This window comes from Sphingomonas psychrolutea (assembly GCF_014636175.1).
Classification (GTDB): Bacteria; Pseudomonadota; Alphaproteobacteria; order Sphingomonadales; family Sphingomonadaceae; genus Sphingomonas; species Sphingomonas psychrolutea.
The window spans coordinates 1-25092 of sequence record NZ_BMDW01000006.1; the positions used below are offsets into that span (position 1 = coordinate 1).

Sequence of the window (25092 nt, forward strand, 5' to 3'; positions counted from 1 at the left end):
CCTGAATCGCTTCTCCGAAATAGGAACACCGGTGACCGTCCGCCTCTCATAACATCTTCAAGTAAAAGCGCGGTTATGCTCTCGCGACGTTATGCAACAAAGCCCGATCAAACTGTCCTGCACCAAATCCTCGACATCATCATCGGCCCCGCGCAGCCGTCGCGCGAAAAACGCGCGCAGCACCGGGGCCAGTGCCTGCAACAGCTTGCGCTGCGCAGTCGCCTCGCCCGACAGGCCGCCGACCATCAGCGTCCTGAGTTCTGCCTCAGTGGCCCGCACGGGCATTCCGGATCGTCATTCGTCTCTCACGCGGTTTCGGTTACGGTTTCGTTGGGGAGCGTTGTCGGTTAGCCTTGGCCGCATGACAACAGGCGAAATCCGAATCGGCATTGGCGGCTGGACGTACGCGCCATGGCGCGGCGTGTTCTTTCCGGACAAATGGCCGATCAAGCGCGAGCTGGAATATGCGGGGAGCAAACTCACCGCGATCGAGGTCAACGGCACCTATTATTCCTCGCAAAAGCCCGCGACCTTCGCGGCCTGGGCTAAGGCAGTGCCCGACGGCTTCGTCTTCACGCTGAAGGCATCACGCTTCTGTACCAATCGCAAGGTGCTGGCGGAGGCGGGCGAATCGATCGCGCGCTTTACCGGGCAAGGGATTGTCGAGCTTGGCGACCGCCTGGGCCCGATCCTGTGGCAATTCATGGCAACCAAAAAGTTCGATCCGGATGATTTCGGGGCGTTCCTGAAGCTGTTACCCGCAAGCCAGGACGGCGTCGCGCTGCGCCATGCGGTGCAGGTGCGACATGAAAGCTTTTGCGTGCCCGAATTCGTCGCGCTGGCGCGCGCCGCCGGGGTGGCGATCGTCTATGCCGATTCGGCCGACTACCCGGCACTTGCCGATGTCAGCGGTGATTTCGTCTATGCGCGGCTCGAGGCGGCGGTCGAGGACGAACCCGCAGGCTATGCGCCTGCTGCACTGGATCGCTGGGCCGGTGCCGCCCGGATTTGGGCGCATGGCGGCGCGCCCGAGGGGTTCCCCTATGTCGCCGTTCCGGCACCGGTTACGCCGTGCGAGACGTTCGTCTTCTTCATCAACGGTGCGAAAGTGCGCGCGCCTGCAGGCGCGATGGCATTGATCGAGCGCGTCCGCGCTTAGCGCGTACCGGCTGGAGCGGATCGCGGGACCGGTGCCGCATCGCCGCCCGGCGCGAGGATCGCGGCGCTTTCGATCGTGTCGAGCGCGCGCCGCGCGCCGATATAGCGCCGCGCTGCGGCACTCCAGCTTTCCGCCTGTTCCGCGCCGGGGGTGCGCGACACTTCCGCCAGCGCCGCTTCGACTTGCCCCGCTTCGATCAAGCGCCGCGCGCGGGCCACGCGATCGACCGGCAGCGGCGAGGGCGTGCCGGCGCGGCGCAAGACGACGAGATTGCCGATTTCGGAGCGCAAACTTTGCCACCAGCCGATCGTCGCGGCACCGGTCATCAATTCCGGCGCGATGCCGTCGAGGCCGGCGCGCAGGTCCTCGAGCGTCACCGGCGCGCGCGCCGCTTGCAGCACCGTGGCGACGGCGGCAGGCTGCGTACCACCGAAACGGCTGCGCAGCTGGTCCTCAAGAAAACCGAGATTGAGTCCGCGATCAAGCGCACGGCGTGCGGCAAACGCCACCATCAACCCCTCACTGCGCGTGGCATAAGCGGACGCGCGCTGTGCATCGTGGTCGATCGTTCCGGCGCGAATCTCAAGATCGCCGAGCTTCGCCGCGAGTTCGGCTTGCCGTGTCGACAGCGCGGCCAAGTCGATCGCCGGCACCGCGGCGCCGGCCTTGCTCGGCACGATCACCACCGGTGCCTGGCCATTAGCACCAACCGGCACGGTCACGGTCGCGACGGGCTTGGCCTCACTTGTGCGGGCGAATTTGTTGAGCACGAATGCCGCGACGCCAACGCCAACCAAAAACGCGATCAGCCCGAGCGCCACACCCATCCGCCAGCCCATGCCGCTGGAAGCAGGCGGAGGCGGTGGTGGCGCGAACGTCGGCGGCACGCGAGATGTCATCGGCGGGAGTGGCACCGCGGCAGGTTCGGGGACCGGGGGGGTGGGGTCGTCCATGCCCGCCTTATCGGGGTCGTGGCGCAGCCGGTCAACGCCCCTGCTGGCCGGCGATGCTGCGCGCCGCCACGAACAGCGCGGCGTCATCGGGCGTGGCGGCGCTGGCACACGCTGCCCAACCGCGCCCGGCGGCAGCGGCGATCGCGGGGCTGAACGCGGTAATGGCGATGCGCGCGCGGTCGATCGCTGCCGCGTCGAGCAGCTCCGCCAGCCGCCGCGCAGCTCGCGCTGAGTGCAACAAGACGGTCGATCCAATCAAATCCGTGAGCCGCGCGGGGTCAACCGCCATTGCGGCACTTTCATACACCGCGATCACCCGCGCGATCGGCCCGCCTGCCGAAAGCGTACGGTCACGCCCGGTCAGATGCAGCGCGCGCGACACGCCGTGCGCCTCCGCCACCGCGGCGATTTCGGCACCGTCGCCGCGACCGGTCGCCATGACGTCAAACCCCGCCGCCTGCGCCGCCGCCGCCGTGTGCGGGCCGACCGCCAGTACCGGAAGGCTCGTCAGACCGGCGAGTTCCGCCCCAGCAAAGCGCACGGCGTTCGCGCTGGTGAGGATCAGCGCATCAAAGGCGGCGGCGGGCGGCACCTCCCACGCCAGCGCCTGCACCGCAAAGAGCGGCAGGGAGACGGTTTCGAACCCGGCGGCCTCAGCCCGCGCGCGCGTGGCGGCATGGCCCGGCTCGGGCCGCAGCACCGCCAGCCGCTGCGTCACGCTGCGAACAGCCGCCGCACCAGTTCCGGCGCGCGCTCCAGCAAATCGGCGGCGAGGCGTTCGGCAAGCGTGCCGTCATCCGCTGCACCGCGAATCTCTCCCGCGACATGCGCGCTGCCATCCTCGGCAAAGAGTTCGGCGCGCATCCAGACGAGATCGTCTTCGATCACCGCCAAGGCGGCGACGGGCGAGTGGCAATCCGCCACGAGCGCGGCGAGCAAGGCGCGTTCGACCAGCACGCACAAATGCGTCGCCTCATGATCGATCGCCGCGAGCCAGCCGAGCATCCGATCGTCCGCGGCGCGCGCCTCGATCCCGACCGCGCCTTGCGCAGGGGCCGGCAGCATGACGTCGGTCTCGATTCCGACCCCGACATCGGGGCGGCCGAGCCGATCGAGCCCCGCCGCCGCCAGCATCGACGCATCGACGTCGCCTGCTGCCACCTTGGCGAGACGCGTATCGACATTGCCGCGGAACAGCACGGTCTCAAAATCAGGGCGCATCCGCTTCAGCTGCGCGACGCGGCGCGGCGAGCTGGTGCCGATCACCGCCCCCTGGCGAAGGCTGGCGATGCTCGGCGCGCCGATCAGCCGGTCGCGCACATCGGCGCGCGGCAGCATCGCGGCGATCGTGATCTCGACCGGGCGCACGGTCTCGACATCCTTCATCGAATGCACCGCGAAATCGATCTCGCCCGTCAGCAGCGCACGGTCGAGTTCCTTGGTCCACAGTGCCTTGCCGCCAATCTCGGCGAGCGCAACGTCCTGCACGCGGTCCCCGGTCGTCTTGATCGGCACGATCTCGATTCCCGCAATGTCCCAGCCATGCGCGGTGCACAGCGCGTCTCGCACCATATTGGCCTGGACGAGCGCGAGCGGCGATCCGCGCGTGCCGAGCTTCAACTGTGGTTGCGTCAAGCGATCCCTCCCTTTTCCCGTCACCTTGGCGAACTCGCCCGATTTCGACAAGCCGCCTCCGACCCGCTAAGGGGCAGCAATGGCACTCATTCTCGGCCTTGAATCGAGCTGCGACGAAACCGCCGCCGCCCTCGTCACCTCGGATCGCCGCATCCTGGCGCACCGCCTTGCGGGGCAGGAGGCGGCGCATCGGCCCTATGGCGGCGTGGTGCCGGAAATCGCCGCGCGCGCGCATGTCGAAATGTTGAGCCCGCTGATCGCGGCGGCGCTGGCCGATGCTGGCGTTACGCTGGCCGACGTCGATGCGGTCGCGGCGACGGCGGGGCCGGGGTTGATCGGTGGGGTGATGGTCGGGCTGGTCACCGGCAAAGCGCTGGCGCATGCGGCGGGCAAGCCGCTGATCGCGGTCAATCATCTTGAGGGGCATGCGCTCAGCCCGCGTCTGTCCGACCCCGATCTGGAGTTTCCCTATCTGCTGTTGCTTGTCTCGGGCGGGCATTGCCAGTTGCTGCTGGTCGAGGGCGTCGCGCGCTATCGCCGCCTCGCCACCACGATCGACGATGCGGCCGGCGAAGCGTTCGACAAGACCGCCAAGGTGCTGGGCCTCGGTTTCCCCGGCGGCCCGGCGGTCGAGGTGGCGGCAGCGCTCGGGCACGCGATCGTGCCCTTGCCGCGCCCGTTGAAGGGTTCGCCCGAGCCCCATTTCTCCTTTGCCGGTCTGAAAAGCGCGGTGGTGCGCGCGCATGACGCCAAGACGTGGGCGGTCGAGGATATCGCCGCATCGTTCCAGGCGGCGGTGGTCGATTGCCTGATCGACCGCACCGTGCGCGCGTTGGGGCAAGCGGGCAAGGTCACGGCGCTAGTCGTCGCTGGCGGAGTCGCCGCCAACACCGCCGTCCGCACGGCCCTGTCCGGGCTGGCTAGCGCGCATGGCCTGCGCTTCGTCGCCCCGCCTTTGTGGCTGTGTACCGATAACGCCGCGATGATCGGCTGGGCCGGCGCGGAACGTTTCGCCGCCGGCCTGACCGATCCGCTCGACGTCGCCGCCCGCCCGCGCTGGCCGCTCGATCCGGGCGCGGAAGCGGTGCGCGGGGCGGGGGTGAAGGCGTGAATAGTCCAGTAATCGGGATAGTCGGCGCGGGGGCTTGGGGAACCGCCCTTGCGCAAGTGTTGGGAGCGGATGGAACCGAGGTCCGCCTTTGGGCGCGCGAGCAGGATGTCATCGAGAGCATCAATCGAGATCGCGAGAACCCTGCTTTTTTGCCGGGCGTCGCGCTTTCGCCCTCAATCATCGCCGTAAGCGACATGAGTTGGGTGGGTGAAGCGTCAGCGGTGCTGGTCGTAACGCCTGCACAGTTCATGCGCGGGGCACTGACCAGCGATATGCCGAAGCACGGCCAACCGCTGATCTTGTGCTCCAAGGGAATCGAGGCCGGTAGCCATTTACTACTGCACGAGGTGGCGGCTGAAGCGAATGCGGGATCGCCCATCGCCGTTCTTTCTGGACCAACGTTCGCGCACGAAGTTGCCACTGGTCTGCCGACCGCTGTCACCTTGGCAGCCGAAGACGAGGGACTTGCGAACGAGCTAGCCAAGCTGATCGCACGGCCAACTTTGCGGCCTTATGTCTCGAATGATCTGATCGGCGCGGAGATTGGCGGGGCGGTGAAGAACGTCCTCGCGATAGCGTGCGGCGTGGTCGAGGGGGCTGGGCTTGGCCAGAATGCCCGCGCGGCGCTGATCGCGCGCGGTTTTGCCGAGATGACGCGCTTCGGCCTCGCGCGTGGGGCGCGTGCCGAAACCTTGAGCGGCCTGTCGGGCCTCGGCGATCTGGTGTTGACGTGCTCGTCGACCAGTTCGCGCAACTTCTCGCTCGGCATGGGGCTTGGTCAGGGCAAGCGTGCCGCCGATTTGCTCGCCGATCGCCTCACCGTCGCGGAGGGGGCATTCACCGCGCCGGTGCTGCGCGAGGCGGCCGCGGCGGCGGGCGTCGCGATGCCAGTGGTCGAGGCCGTGTGCGATCTGCTTGACGGGCGCGATGTCGGTTCGGTCATCGAAGCGTTGCTGGCGCGACCGCTGACGCGGGAGTGATTTCCCGAACATCGTCGCCCCGGCCTTGTGCCGGGGTCCACCAAGCGGCTTGGCGGGCCCTGCGCGTTGAATTCCACATCGCCCGTTGCCCAGAGGACCCCGGCACAAGGCCGGGGTGACGGGATTTGGGATCGACCTTCGCCCTAAAAGTCGATCGCGATCCCCTTGAATTCCCAGTCACCATAACGCGTCGGATCGAGCCCGTCGGGATCGCCCTTTGCGCTTTGCGTTTTCACCGGTGTGGGTTCGGGCTGCGGCACCGGCGGATTGGCGCTGAGATAGGCGGGTGGCTTCACATGTGGCGGGCGACGGGCCATGGAGGTTTCCTGATGGCGGCACGGTATAGTGCACCCACGCCACATCGGCCTCCCGCCCGAGGCGTTCAAGCCCTAGAGACTCCAAATATGACGAACCAGCGATGACCCTGCCCCCGCCCCGCCGCTACATGCCAAAGCCCGACCCGGTTGATCCGCCCGGCGTCCCCGCACGCCGCGCCGCGCTCAGGCTGCTCGACGCCGTCTTGCGCCAGGGTCTCCCGCTAGAAGCCGCGATCGGACGCGCGACGGCGGGGATCGAGCGCAGCGACGACCGCGCGCTGGCGCACGCCATCGCCGCCGAGGTGCTGCGGCGCTTGCCCGATCTCGACGCGCTGATCGATTCGGCGACCAAGACGCGGCTGCCCGATGATGCCAAGGCGCGTTTCGCGCTGCGCATCGCGCTCGTCCAGGCGCTGTCGCTCGGCACGCCGCCGCATGCCGCGATCTCGACCGTGCTGCCGTTGGTCGATGGAGGCCCACGCAAACTCGTCCACGGCGTGTTCGGCACGATCTCGCGCGGTGGCGATCAATTGCCCGAACAACCGACGCTGCCCGATCCGGTCGCGATCCGCTGGCACGCGGCGTGGGGCGATGACGGGATCGAGGCGGCCGAACGCGCGATGGCCGTGCCCCCGCCGCTCGACCTGACGCTCGCCGATCCCGCGACGACGGCGGCGATGGCCGACGCGCTGGGCGGCGTGTCTTTGCTGCCCGGTCATGTCCGGCTCGACTCGGCACATGTCCCCGAATTGCCTGGATTCGAAGCGGGAAGCTGGTGGGTGCAGGACATTGCCGCCTCGCTCCCGGCGCGGTTGATCGGCGCTGGACCCGGCAGCGTGCTCGATCTGTGCGCGGCCCCCGGCGGCAAGACGATGCAGCTCGCCAGCGCCGGCTGGAGCGTGACTGCGGTCGACTCCTCGGAAAGTCGTCTGGCGCGACTTCACGAAAATCTCGAACGCACGCAGCTCACCGCAGAGGTGATCGTCGCCGATCTCTTGCTATGGTCGCCGCCCGCCCCCGTCGATGCGGTGTTGCTCGATGCACCGTGCAGCGCGACCGGCATCTTCCGCCGCCACCCCGACGTGCTCCACCGCGTCCGCCCGTCGCAGATCAGCGAACTGGCCGCGCTCCAGGCCAAACTGTTCGCCCGCGCCGCCGATTGGGTGAAACCGGGCGGGCTGCTGGTGTTCGCGACCTGCTCGCTCGAACCGGCCGAGGGCGAGGAGCAATTGACCAAATTCCTCGCCGCACGCGCGGACTACAGCCTTGTCCCGATCACTCCGGAGGAACTGCCGGTCGGGATGACGCCAAACCCCGGCGGATGGCTGCGCACGCTGCCCGGCATGATCGATCCCGGCGGCAATGATGGCTTCTTCATCGCGCGACTGCGGCGCACCGCATAATCCGTCCCTTGCCCGGTCGCAGTGTCATGCTAGAGGCTATCCGCTTATGTCGCAGCTTCCCGTCCGCATCGCCCCGTCGATCCTCTCCGCCGATTTTGCGAAACTGGGCGAGGAGATCCGCGCGATCGATTTGGCCGGGGCCGACTGGATCCATGTCGACGTAATGGACGGGCATTTCGTGCCCAACATCTCGATCGGCCCGGCGGTCGTCAAGGCGATCCGCCCACACACGACCAAGCCGCTCGACGTGCATCTGATGATCGCGCCGGTCGACCTGTATCTCGATGCCTTTGCCGAAGCCGGGGCCGACACGATCAGCGTCCATGTCGAGGCCGGGCCACATACGCACCGCAGCCTTCAGCATATCCGGTCGCTCGGCAAGCGCGCGGGCGTGGTGCTGACGCCGCAGACGCCGGCCAAGGCGCTCGATTATCTGCTCGAAGAGGTCGATCTGGTGCTGATCATGAGCGTCAATCCCGGTTTCGGCGGGCAAGCGTTCATCGAAAGTTCGCTGCGCAAGATCGAAGCGGTGCGCAAGATGATCGACAAAGGCGGCTATACGATCGACCTTGAAGTCGATGGCGGGATCGACCGCGTAACCGCGCCGCGCGCGATTGCGGCGGGGGCCGATGCGCTGGTCGCGGGAACGGCGACCTTCCGCGGTGGCCCGAATGCCTATGCCGCCAATATCGCGGGCCTGCGCGGGTAGATGAACGACCTGTCGTCCCCCGGAGCGCGCGCGCCCAACGAGACCGGCGGCGGCGACAGCATCGATGAGGGCAAGCGCCTGATCCGGTCGGGTGGCGACAAGGGATTATCGCTTGCCGAGCGGCTTTCGGAACGCTTTCATCGTCTGACGTGGCGCACGCCGATCCACGACATGCGGTTGAAGGGACGCCATCCGTTGAAGCTCATCGCCGTACCCGACGATCCGTTTCTCGGCGATGTGCGGCGCGGCAATGCGTTGCTTGGCGGGATATTGACCTTTCGCGGAGAAAGCCGCGCGGTTGAGGCGCTCGATCTGGCAAAACCCGATTTTTCGAAGGCCTTTGCCGACTATCTCCACGGCTTTTCGTGGCTGCGCGACTTGTCGACCGTCGCGACGCGCGCGCAAGCGACGCCGGTTGCCGAAGCGCTGATGCGGTGCTGGCTCGACGCGCATGCCGATACGGTCAGCGAGCCGGCATGGCGCGCCGATTTGTGGGGCCGCCGCATCCTGTTCTGGACCGCGCATGCGCCGCTGATCCTCTCCTCGACCGATCTGGTCTATCGCAGCCGCGTGCTCAACGCGCTGGCGCGCGGCGCGCGCCATATTGATCGCGGCGCAGAGAAGGTCGCCCCCGGCGCACCGCGCATCGCGGCGTTGTGCGGCGTGGTCGCGGCGGGGTTGCTGATTCCCGGCGGCGAGGCGCGGCGCGGCGCAACCGAAGCGGCGCTGACCAAGGCGCTCTCAGCGTCGATTTTCGACGATGGCGGCAATGTCGCGCGTGCACCCGCGGCACAAGTCGATTTGCTGATGCTGCTGACGCAATTGCGCGAGGTCTATGCCGCGCGGCGGCTCGAGCCACCGGCGAGCGTCGGCAATGCGCTCCAAGCGCTCGTCCCAGCACTACTCGGCGTGTGTCTCGGTGACCGCGATGTCGGGAGCTGGCAGGGCGGCGCGCCGATCGGGGTGGAGCTGCTCGACCAAATCATCCAGGCGAGCGGCGTCCGCACCCGCCCGCTTCGCCAGGCGCGCGAGTGGGGCTATCAGCGGCTCGCCGCAGGATCGGCGATCGCGATCCTCGATGCAGCACCGCCGCCGGTCGCACGGCTGGTCGAGGGCGGTTGCGCCTCAACGCTTGCGTTCGAATTTTCCGATGGCCCCAACCGCATCGTCGTCAATTGCGGCGGCGCGCGCGCCGGCGTGGCACAACTCCCGCTCGCGCTGGCCGAGGGCCTACGCACCACGGCGGCGCATTCGACGCTGATCGTGGGTGACAGCAATTCGACCGCGATCCACGCCGACGGCACGCTCGGGCGCGGCGTGGGCGAGGTCGAGCTGGCGCGCCAGGAAAGCGACGGATCGAGCCGGATCGAGGCGAGCCATGACGGCTATGCCCGCCGCTTCGGGTTCCTGCACCGCCGGCAATTGGTGCTGGCGAGCGACGGTCGCGAGCTGCGCGGCGAGGATTTGTTGCTCCCGGCGACCAAGCGCCGCAAGCTGGTCGCGACGGGGTTTGCGATCCGTTTCCATCTCGGACTCGGCGTGCAGGTTTCGCCCACCGCCGACGGCCAGGCGGCGCTGTTGCGGCTCCCCGGTGGCGGTCTGTGGCAATATCGCTGCCGCGGCGGCGGCCTCGCGGTCGAGGAAAGCGTGTGGATCGATGCCGATGGCCGCCCGCATGCCACGATGCAGCTCGTGGTCACCGGCGAATCGCCTGCGGGCGGTGCAAGTGTCAGCTGGGCCTTGAAGCGCGCCGGTTGAAACTTTCTGGCGGACGAGGCAGGGACGCGCATCACTACCACCGTTCGGGCTGAGCCTGTCGAAGCCCTGATCTCCGCAAGCGCCGCGGCGCAGCGCAAGCAGCCGTTCGACACGCTGAGGCAATTTGGGACCATTCCGTATGACCAGCATCCCCATCCGTCGCGCGCTTCTGTCGGTGTCCGACAAGACCGGGATCGTCGATCTCGCCCGTAGTCTGGCTGACCAGGGTGTCGAATTGGTCTCGACCGGCGGCACCGCCAAGGCATTGCGCGATGCTGGCCTTGCGGTGCGTGACATTAGCGAGCTGACCGGCTTCCCCGAGATGATGGACGGGCGCGTGAAGACGCTCCACCCGGTGGTGCATGGCGGCTTGCTCGCGGTCCGCGACGATCCCGCGCATGTCGCATCGATGGAGGAACATGGCATCGGTGCGATCGATCTGGTCGTCGTCAATCTCTACCCGTTCGAGGCAACGGTCGCGAAGGGCGCGGCGCGCGACGAGATCGTCGAGAATATCGATATCGGCGGCCCGTCGATGGTGCGTTCGGCGGCGAAGAACCACGCGTTCGTCGCGATCGTCACCGATCCGGCCGACTATGCGCTGGTGGCGATGGGCAGCACCACGCTCGCCGATCGCCGTCGCCTCGCCGCCAAGGCCTATGCCAGCACCGCGGCGTATGATTCGGCAATCGCGCAGTGGTTCGCCTTTGCCGATCAGGGCGAGGCCTTCCCCGAAACGCTGCCGCTGACGCTCAAGCGCGGGCAGGCGCTCCGCTATGGTGAAAACCCGCACCAGTCCGCCGCCTTCTACACTGCCACAGGGGCCAATGCGCGCGGCATTGGCCAGGCGCGACAAGTGCAGGGCAAGGACCTCAGCTACAACAACCTCAACGACGCCGACGCCGCGCTCGATCTCATCAGCGAATTTCGCGAGGCCGCGCCGACCTGTGTCATCGTCAAGCACGCCAACCCGTGCGGCGTGGCCACCGGCGCGACGCTGGCCGAAGCCTATGCCGCCGCCTTTGCGTGCGACACGGTGTCGGCGTTTGGCGGGATCATCGCGCTCAATCGCGCGCTCGACGGTGCGACCGCGCGCGCGATCAGCGGCATCTTCACCGAAGTCGTCGTCGCGCCCGACGCCGATGAGGAAGCCATCACGATCTTTGCCGCCAAGAAAAATCTCCGCTTGCTGCTGACGGGCGACTTGCCCGATCCCGCCCGCACTGGTCTGCTCGCCAAGGCGATCACCGGTGGCTGGCTGGTCCAGACGCGCGACAATGCCAGCACGCCCGATCTGCAAATCGTGACCAAGCGCGCACCCACCGCGGAAGAACTCGCCGATTGCCGCTTTGCCTGGACAATTGCCAAGCACGTCAAATCGAACGCGATCGTCTATGCCAAGGGCGGCAGCACCGCCGGCATCGGTGCGGGGCAAATGAACCGGCTCGAATCCGCGCGCATCGCCGCATGGAAGGCGAAGGACGCGGCGGAAAAGGCCGGCTGGGCGACCCCGCGCACGATCGGTTCAGCGGTCGCGTCGGATGCGTTCTTCCCGTTTGCCGATGGGTTGCTCGCTGCAGTTGAAGCAGGCGCGACGGCCGTGATCCAGCCTGGTGGCTCGATCCGCGACGATGAGGTAATCGCCGCCGCCGATGCCGCCGGGCTGGCGATGGTGTTCACAGGTGTCCGCCACTTTCGGCACTGAGCGCCGGCCGACGGCAGAAGCTAACCGTGGCCCTCGCTACTCGCTCGGAGCCCGACCGCCGGTAGCGTGACGCCGTCGGGCATCCGGCGGAACAGCGCGCGGTCTTCCGGCTTGAACGCCAAGCGGTACAGCACGAACAAATACACCACCGCAATCGCCGGCTCGCCGATCGCGAGTTCGACCCATTCATATTCCGGCGGCAGCGCGGTGAAAGCGGCGCCGACCGCGCCCGCGGCGAGGATCGCCCAGAGCATCGGCAAGCGCCACCCAGCGACACGCGCCCGCAACAGCCGCGCCAAATAGTTGGATTTGATGACCGACGTCAGCGTGACCGACACGAACAATGCCGCCGCCGGCCCCGCCGCCTGATATGCCACCGGCCAGCCAAGCGCTTGCATCGCGTAGATCAGCGCGTAGCTCAATCCCACCTGGAACAGCAGCATCCCGATCGAAATTGCCATATTCTGAACGCGCGCGATGTAGACGAGCGCCGATTCGCAGACCGCGCCGGTCGATGCGGCGGCTTCGGCGAGCAGCAGGAAGGCAAGCGCAGCGGTCCCTGCGACGAATTGCGGGCCGACGGTACCCATCACCGCTTCGCCCGGGATCGACCCCATCAGGGCGAGACCGGTCTGCGCGGCAAGGATCCAGAAGCCGACTTGCCGCACTTGGCTCGCCACACTCGCCGTATCGCCGCGCGCAAGACTCGAGGTAATGACCGGCCCGAGAATCGGATCGAAGCTGGTCTTCAATTTACCCGGAATCGACGCGACTTGCTGCGCCATCCAGTAGATGCCGACGATGCGCGGTTCGAACATCAAGAACAGGATCGAGCGATCGACGTTGCGCGTTCCCCATTCGAGCGCATCGGCCCCGGCGAGCGGCGCATTGCGGCGGATCAGCGCGACCGTACGACCGATGTGCAACCGCCAGCCGGCCGGCGCACCATAACTGCGCACAAACGGGACGAACGACGCAAGCAACGCCGCCACCATCGACAGCATGTAAGCGATGACCAGCCCGTCATGCCGCGCGATCGGATAGAGCAACCCGGCGGCGATCGAAATCGTCCAGGGTTCGATGATCGCGCGCGCGGTGACCGTTGCCTGGATATTGCGGCGATAAGCCAGCGCGGCCAGCATGATGTCGGACCAAGCACCCGCCACGATAATGCACGGCAACAGCCGTTCGAGCAGCGTCGGGGCGCTGCCATGATACATCAGATCGGGGAGCAGCAGCAGGATCGCGCTCGCAAAACCTGACGCAATCGCCGCGACGACCAGGCAATCCCACACGATCTGGACATGCGGTCGATCGGATTCGGCGATCGCGAGCGCCAGGCCACGCTTCAGCCCGAACGTCGCCAGCAACGAGGCCACCTCGACGAACAGCACCGCACGCGCAAAGGTGCCAAGTGTATCGGGTCCGTACAGGCGCCCCGCGATGAACAGGAAGGGCAAGCGCGCGACGAGCCGCATGACGAACCCGATGATGTTGGTCCGGCCGCCCTTGGCAAGCGCGTCGATTTCTTCCGTCGTCCGTCCGTCGATGGCCCCCGCCCCCGCGTTTGTCTCAGCGCTGCTCAATGCGCCGCGCCCCAACTCAGCCCAGTGCCGATTTCGATCCCCAGCGGCACGTCGAGCACAATCGCCGGTTCGGCAGCGGTCGCCATCACGCGTTCGATCACCGGGCTGGCGGCGGCGACATCGCCTGCGGGCAGTTCGAACACGAGTTCGTCATGCACTTGCAGCAGCATGCGGACATGGCCCAATCCGGCCTCGGCCAGCGCCGGCCCCATCCGCACCATCGCGCGCTTGATGATGTCGGCGGAGGTTCCCTGGATCGGCGCGTTGATCGCGGCGCGCTCGGCCCCTTGCCGTTCGTGTTGTAGTTTCGAATTGATCCGCGGGAAATGGCATTTGCGCCCGAACAATGTGGTCGTGAAGCCGCTCTCGCGCACTTCCTCGGTGGTGCGTGCTATGTAATTGCGGATGCCGGGGAAGCGTTCGAAATAGCGATCGATCATCGCTTGCGCTTCATCCGCCGTGACATCGAGCCGCCCGGCGAGGCCCCAGCGGCTGATGCCGTAGAGGATCGCGAAGTTGATCGTCTTCGCGCGCCCGCGCGTGTCGCGATTGACCTCGCCGAACAGTTCCTGCGCGGTCAGGCTGTGGATGTCGGCACCCTCGGCAAACGCCTGTTTCAGCGCGGGCACGTCGGCCATATGCGCCGCGAGCCGCAGTTCGATCTGGCTGTAATCGGCGGCGAGCAGGACATTGCCCGGCTCCGCGACGAACGCATCGCGGATCTGGCGGCCGATTTCGGTGCGGATCGGGATGTTCTGCAAATTCGGGTCGGTCGAGGACAGCCGCCCGGTCTGCGCGCCGGTCAGACTGTACGAGGTATGCACCCGCCCCGTCGCTGGGTTGATCTGCGCTTGCAGCGCGTCGGTATAGGTCGATTTCAGCTTCGACAATTGCCGCCAGTCGAGCACTTTCGCGGCGATGTCCTTGCCGGGCGAATCCCTATCGGCGGCGATCCGCTCCAACTCGGTCACGTCGGTCGAATAGACGCCCGATTTGCCCTTGCGACCGCCCTTGATGCCCATCCGCTCGAACAGCACATCGCCCAATTGCTTGGGGCTGCCGATGGTGAAGGCACCCCCGGCGAGCGCGTGGATCTCGACCTCGAGCCCACCCATCTGGTGCGCGAATTCGGTCGAGAGCCTGGCGAGTTGCACCGCATCGACCTTGATCCCGTGCATCTCCATCTGCGCAATGACGGCGGCAAGCGGGCGATCGACCATTTCGTAGACGCGTGTGGCCTGTTCGGCCGCGAGCCGTGGCTTGAAGCGCCGCCACAGCCGGAGCGTCACATCGGCATCCTCGGCTGCGTAACGCGTCGCGGCGTCGAGATCGATCTCGTTGAAGGTCCGCTGCGACTTGCCGGTCCCGACCACGTCCTTGAACGCGATGCAGCTGTGCGACAAATGCGTCGCCGCGAGTTCGTCCATGCCGTGCCCGTGCAAGCCCGCATCGAGATCGAAGCTCATCAGGATCGTGTCATCGATCGGCGCGATCTGCACGCCGCCGCTTTCGGCATAAGCGCGCGCGAGCACGATCATGTCATATTTCAGATTGTGCCCGATCTTGAGCACCGCAGGGTCCTCGAGCAGCGGCTTGAGCTTGGCCAGCGCCACCGCCCGGTCGAGCTGCGGCGGGGTTTCCGCAAACAAGCCCGAGCCGCCGTGGCCGAGCGGCACGTAGCAAGCGAGATTGGGATGCAGCGCCATACTCACGCCGACCAATTCAGCACGCGTCGCGTCGATCCCGGTCGTCTCGGTATCGATCGCGATCCAGCCCTGGTGCCGCGCGATCGTCATCCAGCGATCGAGCGCGCTTTCGTCGATGACCGTCTCATAGCCGTCATGGTCGCATGGCGGATCCTCGACCACGGGCGTGATCTTGGTCGGCGCGTGCGGCGTAACCGGGGCATCTGCCACCGCCGACAATTTGGCGAGCAGCGACTTGAAGCCGTGATGTTCGAGAAAGGCGCGCAAGGGGGCATCGGGAATGCCCTGCAACTCGAAATCCTCGAGCGGCTCGGGCAGCGGCTCGTCGCATTTGAGCGTGACCAGCACCTTGGACAGCCGCGCATTGTCGGCTTGCTCGATCAGATTGTCGCGCAACTTGCCCGGCTTCATCGCCGGGGCGGCAGCCAGCACGCTTTCGAGATCACGATGTTCGAGGATCAGCTTGGCCGCGGTCTTTGGGCCAACGCCGGTGACGCCGGGCACATTATCGGCAGTGTCCCCCATCAGTGCGAGGACATCGCCCAATTGCGTCGGTGCGATGCCGAAGAATTTCTCCGCGACATGCTCCGCGCCCAGCCGCCGGTTGTTCATCGTGTCGTACAGGTCGAGCCCGGGCTCGATCAACTGCATCAGATCCTTGTCCGACGACACGATCGTCACCGCCCAGCCCTGCGCGAGCGCGGCCTTGGCATAGCAAGCGATGATGTCGTCCGCCTCCAGGCCCTCGGTCTCGATGCACGGCAGCGAAAAGGCGCGCGTGGCATCGCGGATCATCGGGAATTGCGGGATCAAATCTTCCGGCGCGGGCGGGCGGTGCGCCTTATACTGGTCATACAGATCGTTGCGGAAGGTCTTCGACGCTTTGTCGAGGATCACCGCCATATGCGTCGGGCCGTCGGCCTTGTGGAGTTCGTCCGCCAGCTTCCATAGCATCGTCGTATAGCCGTAAACGGCCCCGACCGGCTCGCCATGCACGTTGGTCAGCGGGGGAAGGCGGTGATAGGCGCGGAAGATATAACCCGAGCCATCGACAAGATAGAGATGCGGCATTGGCGGGAGATAGCAGCGCGATGCGCTTTGCCCAAGCCCGAGTTGCGCGCGCGCGGAACGCCGCTGCGCCTATCCGTGATTCGCTACCACGCTCGCAACGACCGCCTGCATCAGCGCTTGGCGTGCGGGGATGGATTTGGGCGTATCGCCGATCATCACCGCGATCGCGTAGGATTTGCCGTCGGGCGCGATCAGCAGGCCGACATCGTTATACCCCGCGGTACGCCCGCCCAGATCCTGGCCCGTGCCGGTCTTGTGCCCGAAGCTCCACCCCGGCGGCACCGCGCCGCGCATTCGCTGCTTGCCGGTGCGCGACGATTCCATCGTACCGATCAGATAGTCGCTCGAGACTTTCGACAACAGATCTCCGCGCTTCAACCGCGCCAGCGCATTGGCGATCGCGACCGGTGCCGCACCGTCGGGCGGATCGGAGATATAGCGTTCGAACGCCGCGATCCGATCGAGCGTCGGCAGCTTCGCGCGGGCGCGGGTAAAGGCGTTGCCGAGCGCAAAATCGGACTTCCACGTCAGCCCCGCCGTCTGCGCCTGCAACAGCCGTTCGCCTGGGCCGAACCGGATATTGTCCAGACCCTTGCGCTGGAGGAAATCGCGCACCGCGCTCGGCCCGCCGACAAAGCGCAGCAGCCGGTCATTGGCGGTATTGTCGCTCATCGTCAGCGCGCGTTGCAACAATTCGCCGACCGTCGTTTGATAGCCGTCCTGCCCTTTGACCAAGGCGGCGATTGGCTGGTGGAACAGCGTCAAATCCTCGCGGCGTACCGTCACCGCGTCATCGAGCCGCAACCGCCCTGCGTCGCGCAGATCGAGTACGGTCATCGCGACCCACAATTTGCTGACGCTTTGCTGTGGCAAGCGCTGATCGCCATTACTGTCGACCGTCCAGCCCTGATCGATGCTGCGCACCGCGACGCCGACGCGCCCGTCAAAGTCGCGCACCAGCATCGCGACATTGGCGGCGAGCGCCGCGGGCGCGCTGACAGGGCGCGGAGGCGCGGGGGGCGGCGCGCGGACCGGGAGCGGTACGCTCGGCGGCGGCGCGACGCTGGCGACGGGTATGTTGGTCTCGCGAACGCACGAGGCGAGCGCAATGCTCAGCAGCAGCGCGGCGAGCGGCTTGGGAAATCGATCGGGAAAAATCTGCGTCACCGTTGCTTGCCCCGTGCCTGAACCCCGTATCTCCTGATAGGAGCATAAGAGCGTTGAGAAGTCCCTCACGTGCAAGCATGCGATGAGGCGAAGATGACACAGGATGGGACGATCGTTCGCGCCCAATTTGCTATGGCATTGATCTCAAATGCGCTTTTTCACGGGACCAGGACGGTATCGCGCGCCTCGGGCAGCAGATCGGGATAATCGAGCGTGTAATGCAGCCCGCGCGATTCATGCCGCGCCAACGCCGAACGGACGATCAGCTCGGCAGTTTGCAGCAGATTGCGCAGCTCGATCAGATCGGGCGTCACGCGGAAATGGCCGTAATAATCGTTCACTTCCTCAGTCAGCAGGCGGATCCGGTGCTGCGCGCGTTCCAGCCGCTTGGTGGTGCGCACGATCCCGACATAGTTCCACATGAAGCGGCGGATTTCGGTCCAGTTCTGCTTGATCACGACCTCTTCGTCCGAATCGCTCACGCGGCTTTCGTCCCACGGGCGGATCGGCGGGGGGGCGGGCAAATCGTCCCAATGCTCGGTGATATGCGCGGCGCACGCTTCGCCGAAGACGAAACATTCGAGCAGCGAATTGGACGCCAGCCGGTTTGCGCCATGCAGCCCGCTCTCGCTGCATTCGCCCGCGGCATAGAGGCCTGGCAAATCGGTGCGGCCGTCGAGATCGATCACGATCCCGCCACAGGTATAATGCTGCGCCGGCACGACCGGGATCGGGTCCTTAGTCATGTCGATGCCCAAGCCCATCAGCTTTTCATAGATGTTCGGGAAATGCTCGCGGATGAACGCCTCGCCTTTGTGGCTGATGTCGAGATGGACGTAATCGAGCCCGAGGCGCTTGATCTCATGGTCGATCGCGCGCGCCACCACGTCGCGCGGGGCGAGTTCCAGCCGATCATCGAAATCGGGCATGAAGCGGTAGCCCGTCTCGGGGATCAGCAAATGCCCGCCTTCGCCGCGCACCGCCTCGGTGATCAGGAAATTCTTGACCTCGAGATTGTAGAGGCACGTCGGGTGGAACTGCATCATCTCCATGTTGGAGACGCGCGCCCCCGCGCGCCACGCCATCGCGATGCCGTCGCCGGTCGCGCCGCGCGGCGCGGTCGAGAAGAGATAGGTGCGGCCCGCGCCGCCGGTCGCGAGGATGGTCGCGCGCGCAGTGTACAGCTCGACGCGGCCGGTCGCGCGATTGACGGCGTAGACGCCCCACACATGCCCCGCGCCCGAATAGCGCTCCTCGTGCTTGCCGGTCGCGAGATCGATCGCGACCATATCGGGGACGAGCGTGATGTTCGGGTGATCGGTCGCGGCGCGTTGTAGCGCTTCCTGCACCGCCCAGCCGGTCGCGTCGGCGACGTGCACGATACGGCGGTGCGAATGGCCGCCTTCGCGGGTGAGGTGCAGCGCATTCCCCTCGGTCGCGAAGGGCACGCCCAAGTCCTCCAGCCGGGCGATCGCGGCGGGGGCCTGGGTGATGACGAATTCGACCGTGGCACGGTCGTTGAGGCCCACGCCCGCGATCATCGTGTCTTCGATATGGCTCTCGAATGTATCGCCTTCCTCAAGCACGGCGGCGATCCCGCCTTGCGCCCAGGCGGTCGAGCCTTCGTTCATCGCACCCTTGGCGAGCACGGTGACCTTGAAGCGATCGGCGAGGTTGAGCGCGGCGGTAAGCCCCGCCGCACCGGAGCCGATGATGAGGACGTCGGATATGTGGGTCATCGTGCGCCCCTCGCTGCAAGGGAGGGGCTGGGGGTGGGTCGGTCTGGGGCGGGCATTGGGTCACCACTCGGACCGACCCACCCCCGACCCCCCCCTTTCAGGGAGGGGAGAAAATCACGCATTCGAAGCCCTCGTCAAATTCAGGAACACATCCTCCAAATCGGCCTCGCGCGTCGATACGTCCACAATGCCGTAGCCATCGGCCTGCACCGCGGCGAGCACCTGGCCCGCATTCACCTTGTCCTTGGCGTAGGTGATGGCGAGCGTCCGTGTCCCCTTCAGCTCGATCTTCTGGAAACACGCCGCAACCGGCGGCGCGACCACGTCGCGGTCGACCGTCACCTCGACCAATTTCTCGGTCGCCATGCCGACCAGCTCGCGCGTCGGTTTGTTGGCGATCACCTTGCCATGGTTGATGATCGCGATCCGGTCGCACAATTGCTCGGCTTCCTCGAGATAATGCGTCGTCAGCACCACCGTCACGCCCGCCGCATTGAGCGAGCGGACATAGGCCCAAAGCTGTTGGCGCAGCTCGATATCGACGCCGGCGGTCGGCTCGTCGAGCACCAGCACCGGCGGTGTATGCACCATTGCTTTCGCCACCATCAGCCGCCGCTTCATCCCGCCCGAAAGCGTGCGGGCATAGGCATCGGCCTTGTCCTCCAGATGCACCGCGCGCAGCAGCTCCATCGTCCGGCGCTTGGCCTTGGGCACGCCGTACAGCCCGGCCTGGATCTCCAGCGTCTCGGCCGGCGAGAAGAACGGGTCGAACAGGATTTCCTGATTGACGATGCCGATCGACACCTTGGCGTTGCGCGGATGCTTGTCGATGTCGAAGCCCCAGATCGACGCCGTGCCGCTCGTTTTGTTGACGAGCCCCGCCAGGATGTTGATCAGCGTCGACTTGCCCGCGCCATTCGGCCCGAGCAGCCCGAAGATTTGCCCGCGCGGTACATCGAACGACACATCGTCGAGCGCGCGCTTGCCGCCCTGATAGGTTTTGCACAAATTGGCGATCGAGATGGCGGCATCGGTCATCCTCCGCCCCTAGGCGCGCGCCGCCTAGCGCTCAACCCCCGCGATCGCACGCGCGCTCCAGCCTGATGTCGATCTCATGGTCGACATAGCGCCATTCGGGGCTGGCCCGCATCCGAAGCAGCATCGCATCGAACGCCGCCTGATGCTGCGGCGCAAATTCAAACCAGGTGAGAAAATCGAACTGCCCGCCCAAATCGCGGCAATGATGCAGCTTGCGCGCGATTTGGGGCAGATATTCGAGCCCGATCGTGGTGTGGCGCGATTGTTCTTCGTAAATCGCGCGACGTTCATCCTGCGCCAGCGCCCACCATTCGGCCGATTTGCTAATCGGAATCAGCGCGGCATAAATCGCCTCGGCGCGGTCGAGCGGGGCCTGCCGCGCCGCGAGCTGGTCGGCCTCGTCGCGCGTCGTATAGCGCATATTGCTGCCGACGCCGCTCAAGGACCAGACCGCCGATTCGGACACGGTTCCGTCGTGCGAAACCGCGAGTCGCGGTCCTGCAGTGAGCGCAGGACCAGAAAGCGTGCGCATCTCGACGATGCGCCACGCGCCGCTCGTGCCGGCGGAAAACGTTGCAAGCAGGGGCGTGTAGGCCATGTCCGTGCATCGCCCATTTTTAAGGCTTTTCGCAATCACCCGAAACGCCGGGCGCACGAGATTGCGGCACCGCCGCACTTGCGATAGGGGCGACGGATGATCGCCCCGCCCGAGATTCTCCGCGTCACCCACGCCCGCAACCTTTGCGACGGCGCGACCGACATTCCGGGTGGCGCGAGCCTCGGCCATCCGCGCGTCTTCCTCGAGATTGACGACAGCGGCTATGTCGATTGCGGCTATTGCGACCGGCGCTTCGTGCTGGTCGGCGGGCCTGCCGACGGGGCTGATCAAGTAACGCTCCCCGACCATGGCGACGGCGCCGGCAGGTGAGTCGGCGCTGGCTGCTGCTGGCGCGCCTCGCGCTGCCCATCACGCTGATCGCCGCCGCCCAATCCCCTGAAAGGACCCCGATGCACCACGCGACCGGTACGTTCGAGGTCAAAATGACGCCTGAAGCGCAGGCTGACGCGCCAACAGGCGGCTTGCCGACCAGTCGCATGGGGATCGCCAAGACCTTCAACGGCGGCATGAACGGCACCGCCAGTGGCACGATGCTCGCGGCGGGTACGCCCAAGCCCGGGCAACCGGCCGGTTATGTCGCGATCGATCAGTTCAGCGGGAGCGTCGATGGCAAGGCGGGGGGCTTTCTGCTTTTGCACCGCGGCACGATCGACAAGGCGGGCGGCAGCGATCTGTCGGTGATCATCGCGCCCGACAGCGGCACCGGTGCGCTCGAGGGGATAACCGGCAGCTTCGCGATCAAGATCGAGGGCGGGGTGCACCAGTACGATCTGGCGTACACGCTGCCCGCCAAATAATCCTTCCGTCACCCCGGCCTTGTGCCGGGGCCTACCGCGCAACACGCGCGGTCGCTCAAAAATGCGCGTCGCGCCTCACGGTTGGATGGACCCCGGCACACGGCCGGGGTGACGGTGAAGGGGCGCCAATAACGCCGCCGTCACGATCGCAACGCCATTTACGAAACCGGGGCGCCTCCCTATCTTGGCTGCATGACCAGCCCCCAAGATCCCCGCGCCTTTCTGTATCATGACGGACAGCTCGACCCGCACGAGGCCCAAGCGCTGACCGCGGCCGCGCTCGGCAAGGCCGACGATGGCGAGCTCTATCTGCAATATCGCAAGTCCGAAGCGTTCGGCTTCGATGACGGGCGGCTGAAGACGGCGAGTTACGACACGCATTCGGGCTTTGGTCTGCGCGCCGTGTCGGGCGAGATGACCGCGTTCGCGCACGCCAATGAACTCAGCGCCGCCGCGATCCGCCGCGCGAGCGAGACGATGGCGCTGATCGACCCCTCCGCCACGCCCAAGGCCGCGCCACCGCGCGCGACCAACCGCCACCTGTATACCGACGCCGATCCGCTCGACTTGGTGCCCTTTGCCGACAAGGTGAACCTCTGCCAGACGATCGACGCCGCCGCGCGCGCGCGCGATCCGCGCGTCGCACAGGTGTCGGTCTCGCTGATGGGCAATTGGAACGTCATCGAGATCGTCCGTGCCGACGGCTTCATCGCCACCGACGTGCGCCCATTGGTACGCTTGAACGTCAGTATCGTGGTCGAACAGAATGGCCGCCGCGAAACCGGCAGCTTCGGGATTGGCGGGCGCTATCTCTACAACGACCTGATGGAACCCGCGACGTGGAACCGCGCGATCGACGAGGCGCTGGCGCAGGCGGTCGTCAATCTCGACGCGGTCGATGCACCGGCGGGCGAGATGACCGTATTGCTCGGACCGGGCTGGCCGGGCATCCTGCTGCACGAGGCGATCGGCCACGGACTTGAGGGCGATTTCAACCGCAAGGGCACCAGCGCCTTTTCTGGGCGGATCGGCGAGCGCGTTGCCGCCCCCGGCGTCACCGTCGTGGATGACGGCTCGATCGTCGACCGGCGCGGCTCACTCTCGATCGACGACGAAGGCACGCCGACGCAGGAGAACGTGCTAATCGAGGACGGCATCCTCAAGGGCTATATCCAGGACCGGTTGAACGCGCGGCTGATGGGCGTCGCGCCCACCGGTAACGGCCGCCGCGAAAGCTTCGCGCACGCCCCGATGCCCCGCATGACCAACACCTTCATGCGCGGTGGCAAGGATGATCCGGCCGAATTGCTCAGCCGGATGAAGAACGGCATCTTCGCCAAGAGCTTCGGTGGCGGGCAAGTCGATATCGTCTCGGGCAAATTCGTGTTCAGCTGCACCGAGGCGTACCGCGTGGAGAACGGCAAGATCGGCGCGCCGATCAAGGGTGCAACGCTGATCGGCGACGGGCCGTCGTGCCTCACCCGCGTCGAAGGCATCGGCAACGATTTCGCGCTCGATGAAGGCGTCGGCATGTGTGGCAAAGGCGGGCAGAGCGTTCCGGCGGGCGTCGGGCAACCGACTTTGCTGGTGGCGGGGCTGACGGTTGGCGGGACGGCGATGTGATCCCTAAGCTGGAAGCGATCAAGCATCTCTTCCTGCATGAATGGGATCCCATCGGTGTTGCCGAGTTTCCAGAGGCAAGCGACGAATACGACAGTTATGCGCTGCGGGTATTTACCGCGCTGCATGACGGAGCGACGGCGCAGGCCATCGCCGAGTATCTGGCGTGGCTAGAACTCGATCATATGGGGTTGTCGGCACTTTCGGGGCGCGGTGAAGCGATTGCCGACAAGGTAATCGCGATCCACTTAAGCACGCCTACCGCGTAGGAGATTGCGCAATGGTCGGAACTTGGCCCGCCCTCGACTGGCCCCATTGGCGCGAGACCGCGATTGGTCTGCAACTGCGCACCCAGATCATCGGTAAAGTCCGCCTCGCGCTCACGCCGTGGCTCAACCATAGCTGGCATGTGCCGCTCTATGTCTCGGCGCGGGGGTTGACGACGTCGGCGATTCCGCTGGGGGATCGCATCCTCGAGATCGCGTTCGATTTTCTCGCCGGCCGCGTAACCTTCACCACCAGCGATGGCGGCGAACGCCATATTCCGCTCGCCCCCGGCAGCATCGCCGATTTCCACGCCGCCGTTATCGTGACGCTTGCTGATCTTGGTGTCACGACGTCCTTCGATGGCAAGCCCAGCGAAATGGCCGACGTGCCGCCCTTCGCCGAGGACCAGGCGGAGCGCCCATACGACGCCGACGCCGCCCGCGCCTTCTGGCGCGCGCTGATCCAGGTCGCGCGCGTGTTCAGCGATTTCCGCACCGGTTTCCTCGGCAAGGCCTCCCCCGTCCATTTCTTCTGGGGCAGTTTCGATCTCGCCGCGACGCGCTTTTCGGGCAGGGTCGCGCCAAAGCACCCCGGCGGCTTCCCCGGCCTGCCCGATGCGGTGACGTGCGAAGCGTACAGCCATGAGGAAGCATCGGTCGGCTTCTGGCCCGGCAGCGATGCCTATCCCTATGCGGCGTTCTACGCTTATGCCTATCCCTCACCCGAGGGCTACGCCGCTGCCGAGGTCTCCCCCGCCGGGGCCGCATGGAATGCGGATCTCGGCGAATTCCTGCTGCCTTATAACGCGGTGCGCACCGCACCCGACCCCGACGCGGCGTTACTCGCCTTCTGCCAATCGACCTATGCTGCCGCCGCCGATCTCGCGCTATGGGACCGCGCGTCGCTCGAATGCCCGCTCGGGCGCCCCCGCGTGCCGCGCGTGGTTTGATCGCTCGCCGCGATGCGCTATCGTACCGCCGGAGCGACGGAGGGCGAGATGGAATTCTTCAAGGCATTGAACGACGATCATCGTGCCTTTATCGCAAAGCAGCCCGTCTTTTTCGTCGCGACGGCAGCAGACGGCGCGCGGGTCAATCTCAGCCCCAAGGGCATGGACAGTTTCCGCGTGCTCAATGACACGACCGTCGGCTATCTCGACGTCGGCGGATCGGGCAATGAGACCAATGCCCACCTCGCCGCCGATGGACGGATTACCGTCATGTTCTGCGCCTTCGATCGGCCCGCCTTGATCTTCCGTATCTATGGGCGAGGCACCGCGGTCCTGCCGCAGGACGATCGCTGGGCCGGGCTCAGCGCTCACTTCACCCTGCTTCCGGGTACGAGGCAGATTTTCGAGATCGCGATCGACGAGATCCAGACGAGCTGTGGCTGGGGCGTGCCGTTCATGACGCTCGAGCGCGAACGCGACACCTTGTCCAAATTCCATGCTCAGCAAAGCGAGGCGGCGCAGCTCGAACGCTATGCCACCCGCACGCGCAGCATTGACGGTTTGCCAATCCGAACTCCCGATCGCGTCGTCGCGTGAGCCTGGTCGAGATCGGGCGTTACGCGCGCAATGAAGCGCATATGGTGATCGGTCTGCTGCAATCGGCGGATATCCTCGCCGTGGCACTCGACGGCAATGCCAGCATCGCGGACGGCAGCCAGTTCTTCATTCCCGTCCGCGTCATGGTCGACGAAGACGATGCAATCGCCGCGCGCGACATCCTCGCCGGGGTGCCTGATTCTTAG

At 66.2% G+C, this 25092-nt stretch carries 25 protein-coding genes; 14 read left to right on the forward strand and 11 right to left on the reverse strand.

What is annotated here, in order from left to right; all coding sequences use genetic code 11:
* Nucleotides 1-57: 57 nt before the first annotated feature.
* Nucleotides 58-285: a hypothetical protein gene (locus IEV62_RS06045; protein ID WP_188445975.1), complete on the reverse strand. Its 228-nt coding sequence runs from the start codon at nt 283-285 to the stop codon at nt 58-60.
* Between the two features lie 76 nt (nt 286-361).
* Between IEV62_RS06045 and IEV62_RS06050 the strand changes: the two genes are divergently transcribed.
* Nucleotides 362-1159 carry a DUF72 domain-containing protein gene (locus IEV62_RS06050; protein WP_188445976.1) on the forward strand — a complete coding sequence of 266 codons (798 nt, stop codon included), beginning with the start codon at nt 362-364 and terminating at the stop codon, nt 1157-1159.
* Here IEV62_RS06050 and IEV62_RS06055 read toward each other — a convergent pair.
* From IEV62_RS06055 to hemC, 3 genes are read right to left on the reverse strand one after another with little or no spacing between them, the layout of a single operon-like run.
* The gene (locus IEV62_RS06055) at nt 1156-2112 is read right to left on the reverse strand and encodes a hypothetical protein (protein ID WP_229732856.1); all 957 of its coding nucleotides are present in this window, start codon (nt 2110-2112) and stop codon (nt 1156-1158) included. The genes IEV62_RS06050 and IEV62_RS06055 overlap by 4 nt on opposite strands.
* 31 nt (nt 2113-2143) lie before the next feature.
* Nucleotides 2144-2830: a uroporphyrinogen-III synthase gene (locus tag IEV62_RS06060; RefSeq protein ID WP_188445977.1), complete on the reverse strand. Its 687-nt coding sequence runs from the start codon at nt 2828-2830 to the stop codon at nt 2144-2146.
* A complete protein-coding gene (gene hemC / locus IEV62_RS06065) occupies nt 2827-3747 on the reverse strand; it encodes a hydroxymethylbilane synthase (RefSeq protein ID WP_188445978.1) in 921 nt (306 codons plus the stop codon). The genes IEV62_RS06060 and hemC overlap by 4 nt, the downstream gene beginning before the upstream one ends.
* Before the next feature lie 79 nt (nt 3748-3826).
* Between hemC and tsaD the strand changes: the two genes are divergently transcribed.
* Entirely contained in the window at nt 3827-4858 is a 1032-nt protein-coding gene (tsaD, locus tag IEV62_RS06070; protein WP_188445979.1) for a tRNA (adenosine(37)-N6)-threonylcarbamoyltransferase complex transferase subunit TsaD, read from the forward strand.
* The gene (locus IEV62_RS06075; RefSeq protein WP_188445980.1) at nt 4855-5838 is read left to right on the forward strand and encodes an NAD(P)H-dependent glycerol-3-phosphate dehydrogenase; all 984 of its coding nucleotides are present in this window, start codon (nt 4855-4857) and stop codon (nt 5836-5838) included. Before tsaD ends, IEV62_RS06075 begins: the two co-directional genes overlap by 4 nt.
* A gap of 143 nt (nt 5839-5981) precedes the next feature.
* Here the strand turns inward: IEV62_RS06075 and IEV62_RS06080 are convergent, their stop codons facing one another.
* Nucleotides 5982-6155, reverse strand: coding sequence for a DUF1674 domain-containing protein (locus IEV62_RS06080; protein ID WP_188445981.1), 174 nt, complete (start codon nt 6153-6155; stop codon nt 5982-5984).
* Nucleotides 6156-6256: 101 nt separating this feature from the next.
* Between IEV62_RS06080 and IEV62_RS06085 the strand changes: the two genes are divergently transcribed.
* The 4 genes from IEV62_RS06085 to purH all read left to right on the forward strand — a co-directional run bounded on the left by IEV62_RS06085 (nt 6257) and on the right by purH (nt 11730).
* On the forward strand, nt 6257-7558 hold the full coding sequence (locus tag IEV62_RS06085; RefSeq protein WP_229732857.1) for an RsmB/NOP family class I SAM-dependent RNA methyltransferase: 1302 nt from the start codon (nt 6257-6259) through the stop codon (nt 7556-7558).
* A gap of 46 nt (nt 7559-7604) precedes the next feature.
* Nucleotides 7605-8267: a ribulose-phosphate 3-epimerase gene (gene rpe / locus IEV62_RS06090; protein ID WP_188445982.1), complete on the forward strand. Its 663-nt coding sequence runs from the start codon at nt 7605-7607 to the stop codon at nt 8265-8267.
* Nucleotides 8268-10025: a heparinase II/III family protein gene (locus IEV62_RS06095; protein WP_188445983.1), complete on the forward strand. Its 1758-nt coding sequence runs from the start codon at nt 8268-8270 to the stop codon at nt 10023-10025. It begins immediately after the preceding gene.
* A 139-nt stretch (nt 10026-10164) separates the two neighbouring features.
* Nucleotides 10165-11730 (forward strand): bifunctional phosphoribosylaminoimidazolecarboxamide formyltransferase/IMP cyclohydrolase, encoded by a 1566-nt coding sequence (purH, locus tag IEV62_RS06100; protein ID WP_188445984.1) that lies wholly within the window; start codon nt 10165-10167, stop codon nt 11728-11730.
* A gap of 20 nt (nt 11731-11750) precedes the next feature.
* On the opposite strand, the gene IEV62_RS06105 is transcribed toward purH, so the two are convergent.
* From IEV62_RS06105 to IEV62_RS06130, 6 genes are all read right to left on the reverse strand, one after another.
* Entirely contained in the window at nt 11751-13208 is a 1458-nt protein-coding gene (locus tag IEV62_RS06105; protein WP_188446149.1) for a lipopolysaccharide biosynthesis protein, read from the reverse strand.
* 104 nt (nt 13209-13312) lie between these two features.
* Nucleotides 13313-16093, reverse strand: a complete 2781-nt coding sequence (gene polA / locus IEV62_RS06110) for a DNA polymerase I (protein ID WP_188445985.1) — start codon at nt 16091-16093, stop codon at nt 13313-13315.
* A gap of 69 nt (nt 16094-16162) precedes the next feature.
* Entirely contained in the window at nt 16163-17260 is a 1098-nt protein-coding gene (bla, locus tag IEV62_RS06115; RefSeq protein WP_229732858.1) for a class A beta-lactamase, read from the reverse strand.
* 158 nt (nt 17261-17418) lie between these two features.
* Nucleotides 17419-18999: an L-aspartate oxidase gene (gene nadB / locus IEV62_RS06120; RefSeq protein ID WP_188445986.1), complete on the reverse strand. Its 1581-nt coding sequence runs from the start codon at nt 18997-18999 to the stop codon at nt 17419-17421.
* Between the two features lie 114 nt (nt 19000-19113).
* Entirely contained in the window at nt 19114-20037 is a 924-nt protein-coding gene (locus IEV62_RS06125; protein ID WP_188445987.1) for an ABC transporter ATP-binding protein, read from the reverse strand.
* A 31-nt stretch (nt 20038-20068) separates the two neighbouring features.
* Complete coding sequence (locus tag IEV62_RS06130) at nt 20069-20635, reverse strand: chlorite dismutase family protein (protein ID WP_188445988.1); 567 nt, start codon at nt 20633-20635, stop codon at nt 20069-20071.
* A gap of 96 nt (nt 20636-20731) precedes the next feature.
* On the opposite strand from IEV62_RS06130, the gene IEV62_RS06135 reads away from it, so the two are divergent.
* The 7 genes from IEV62_RS06135 to IEV62_RS06165 all read left to right on the forward strand — a co-directional run bounded on the left by IEV62_RS06135 (nt 20732) and on the right by IEV62_RS06165 (nt 25092).
* Nucleotides 20732-20965, forward strand: coding sequence for a zinc-finger domain-containing protein (locus IEV62_RS06135; protein WP_188445989.1), 234 nt, complete (start codon nt 20732-20734; stop codon nt 20963-20965).
* The gene (locus tag IEV62_RS06140) at nt 20962-21453 is read left to right on the forward strand and encodes a DUF3224 domain-containing protein (protein ID WP_229732859.1); all 492 of its coding nucleotides are present in this window, start codon (nt 20962-20964) and stop codon (nt 21451-21453) included. The genes IEV62_RS06135 and IEV62_RS06140 overlap by 4 nt, the downstream gene beginning before the upstream one ends.
* Nucleotides 21454-21645: 192 nt before the next feature.
* Nucleotides 21646-23076, forward strand: coding sequence for a metalloprotease TldD (gene tldD, locus IEV62_RS06145; RefSeq protein WP_188445990.1), 1431 nt, complete (start codon nt 21646-21648; stop codon nt 23074-23076).
* On the forward strand, nt 23073-23342 hold the full coding sequence (locus tag IEV62_RS06150) for a hypothetical protein (RefSeq protein WP_188445991.1): 270 nt from the start codon (nt 23073-23075) through the stop codon (nt 23340-23342). Before tldD ends, IEV62_RS06150 begins: the two co-directional genes overlap by 4 nt.
* Nucleotides 23343-23353: 11 nt before the next feature.
* Entirely contained in the window at nt 23354-24289 is a 936-nt protein-coding gene (locus IEV62_RS06155) for a DUF5996 family protein (RefSeq protein WP_188445992.1), read from the forward strand.
* Between the two features lie 12 nt (nt 24290-24301).
* Nucleotides 24302-24886 (forward strand): pyridoxamine 5'-phosphate oxidase family protein, encoded by a 585-nt coding sequence (locus tag IEV62_RS06160; RefSeq protein WP_229732860.1) that lies wholly within the window; start codon nt 24302-24304, stop codon nt 24884-24886.
* Nucleotides 24883-25092: a putative signal transducing protein gene (locus IEV62_RS06165; RefSeq protein ID WP_188445993.1), complete on the forward strand. Its 210-nt coding sequence runs from the start codon at nt 24883-24885 to the stop codon at nt 25090-25092. The genes IEV62_RS06160 and IEV62_RS06165 overlap by 4 nt, the downstream gene beginning before the upstream one ends.

Coding starts and splice junctions, on each gene's coding strand:
- IEV62_RS06095 (WP_188445983.1), top strand. CDS start 8,268: ATGAACGACCTGTCGTCCCCCGGAGCGCGCGCGCCCAACGAGACCGGC.
- tsaD (WP_188445979.1), top strand. CDS start 3,827: ATGGCACTCATTCTCGGCCTTGAATCGAGCTGCGACGAAACCGCCGCC.
- IEV62_RS06105 (WP_188446149.1), bottom strand. CDS start 13,208: ATGCGGCTCGTCGCGCGCTTGCCCTTCCTGTTCATCGCGGGGCGCCTG.
- IEV62_RS06155 (WP_188445992.1), top strand. CDS start 23,354: ATGGTCGGAACTTGGCCCGCCCTCGACTGGCCCCATTGGCGCGAGACC.
- polA (WP_188445985.1), bottom strand. CDS start 16,093: ATGCCGCATCTCTATCTTGTCGATGGCTCGGGTTATATCTTCCGCGCC.
- IEV62_RS06045 (WP_188445975.1), bottom strand. CDS start 285: ATGCCCGTGCGGGCCACTGAGGCAGAACTCAGGACGCTGATGGTCGGC.
- IEV62_RS06160 (WP_229732860.1), top strand. CDS start 24,302: ATGCGCTATCGTACCGCCGGAGCGACGGAGGGCGAGATGGAATTCTTC.
- IEV62_RS06080 (WP_188445981.1), bottom strand. CDS start 6,155: ATGGCCCGTCGCCCGCCACATGTGAAGCCACCCGCCTATCTCAGCGCC.
- IEV62_RS06125 (WP_188445987.1), bottom strand. CDS start 20,037: ATGACCGATGCCGCCATCTCGATCGCCAATTTGTGCAAAACCTATCAG.
- IEV62_RS06050 (WP_188445976.1), top strand. CDS start 362: ATGACAACAGGCGAAATCCGAATCGGCATTGGCGGCTGGACGTACGCG.
- rpe (WP_188445982.1), top strand. CDS start 7,605: ATGTCGCAGCTTCCCGTCCGCATCGCCCCGTCGATCCTCTCCGCCGAT.
- IEV62_RS06055 (WP_229732856.1), bottom strand. CDS start 2,112: ATGGACGACCCCACCCCCCCGGTCCCCGAACCTGCCGCGGTGCCACTC.
- nadB (WP_188445986.1), bottom strand. CDS start 18,999: ATGACCCACATATCCGACGTCCTCATCATCGGCTCCGGTGCGGCGGGG.
- IEV62_RS06135 (WP_188445989.1), top strand. CDS start 20,732: ATGATCGCCCCGCCCGAGATTCTCCGCGTCACCCACGCCCGCAACCTT.
- tldD (WP_188445990.1), top strand. CDS start 21,646: ATGACCAGCCCCCAAGATCCCCGCGCCTTTCTGTATCATGACGGACAG.
- IEV62_RS06085 (WP_229732857.1), top strand. CDS start 6,257: ATGACCCTGCCCCCGCCCCGCCGCTACATGCCAAAGCCCGACCCGGTT.
- purH (WP_188445984.1), top strand. CDS start 10,165: ATGACCAGCATCCCCATCCGTCGCGCGCTTCTGTCGGTGTCCGACAAG.
- IEV62_RS06130 (WP_188445988.1), bottom strand. CDS start 20,635: ATGGCCTACACGCCCCTGCTTGCAACGTTTTCCGCCGGCACGAGCGGC.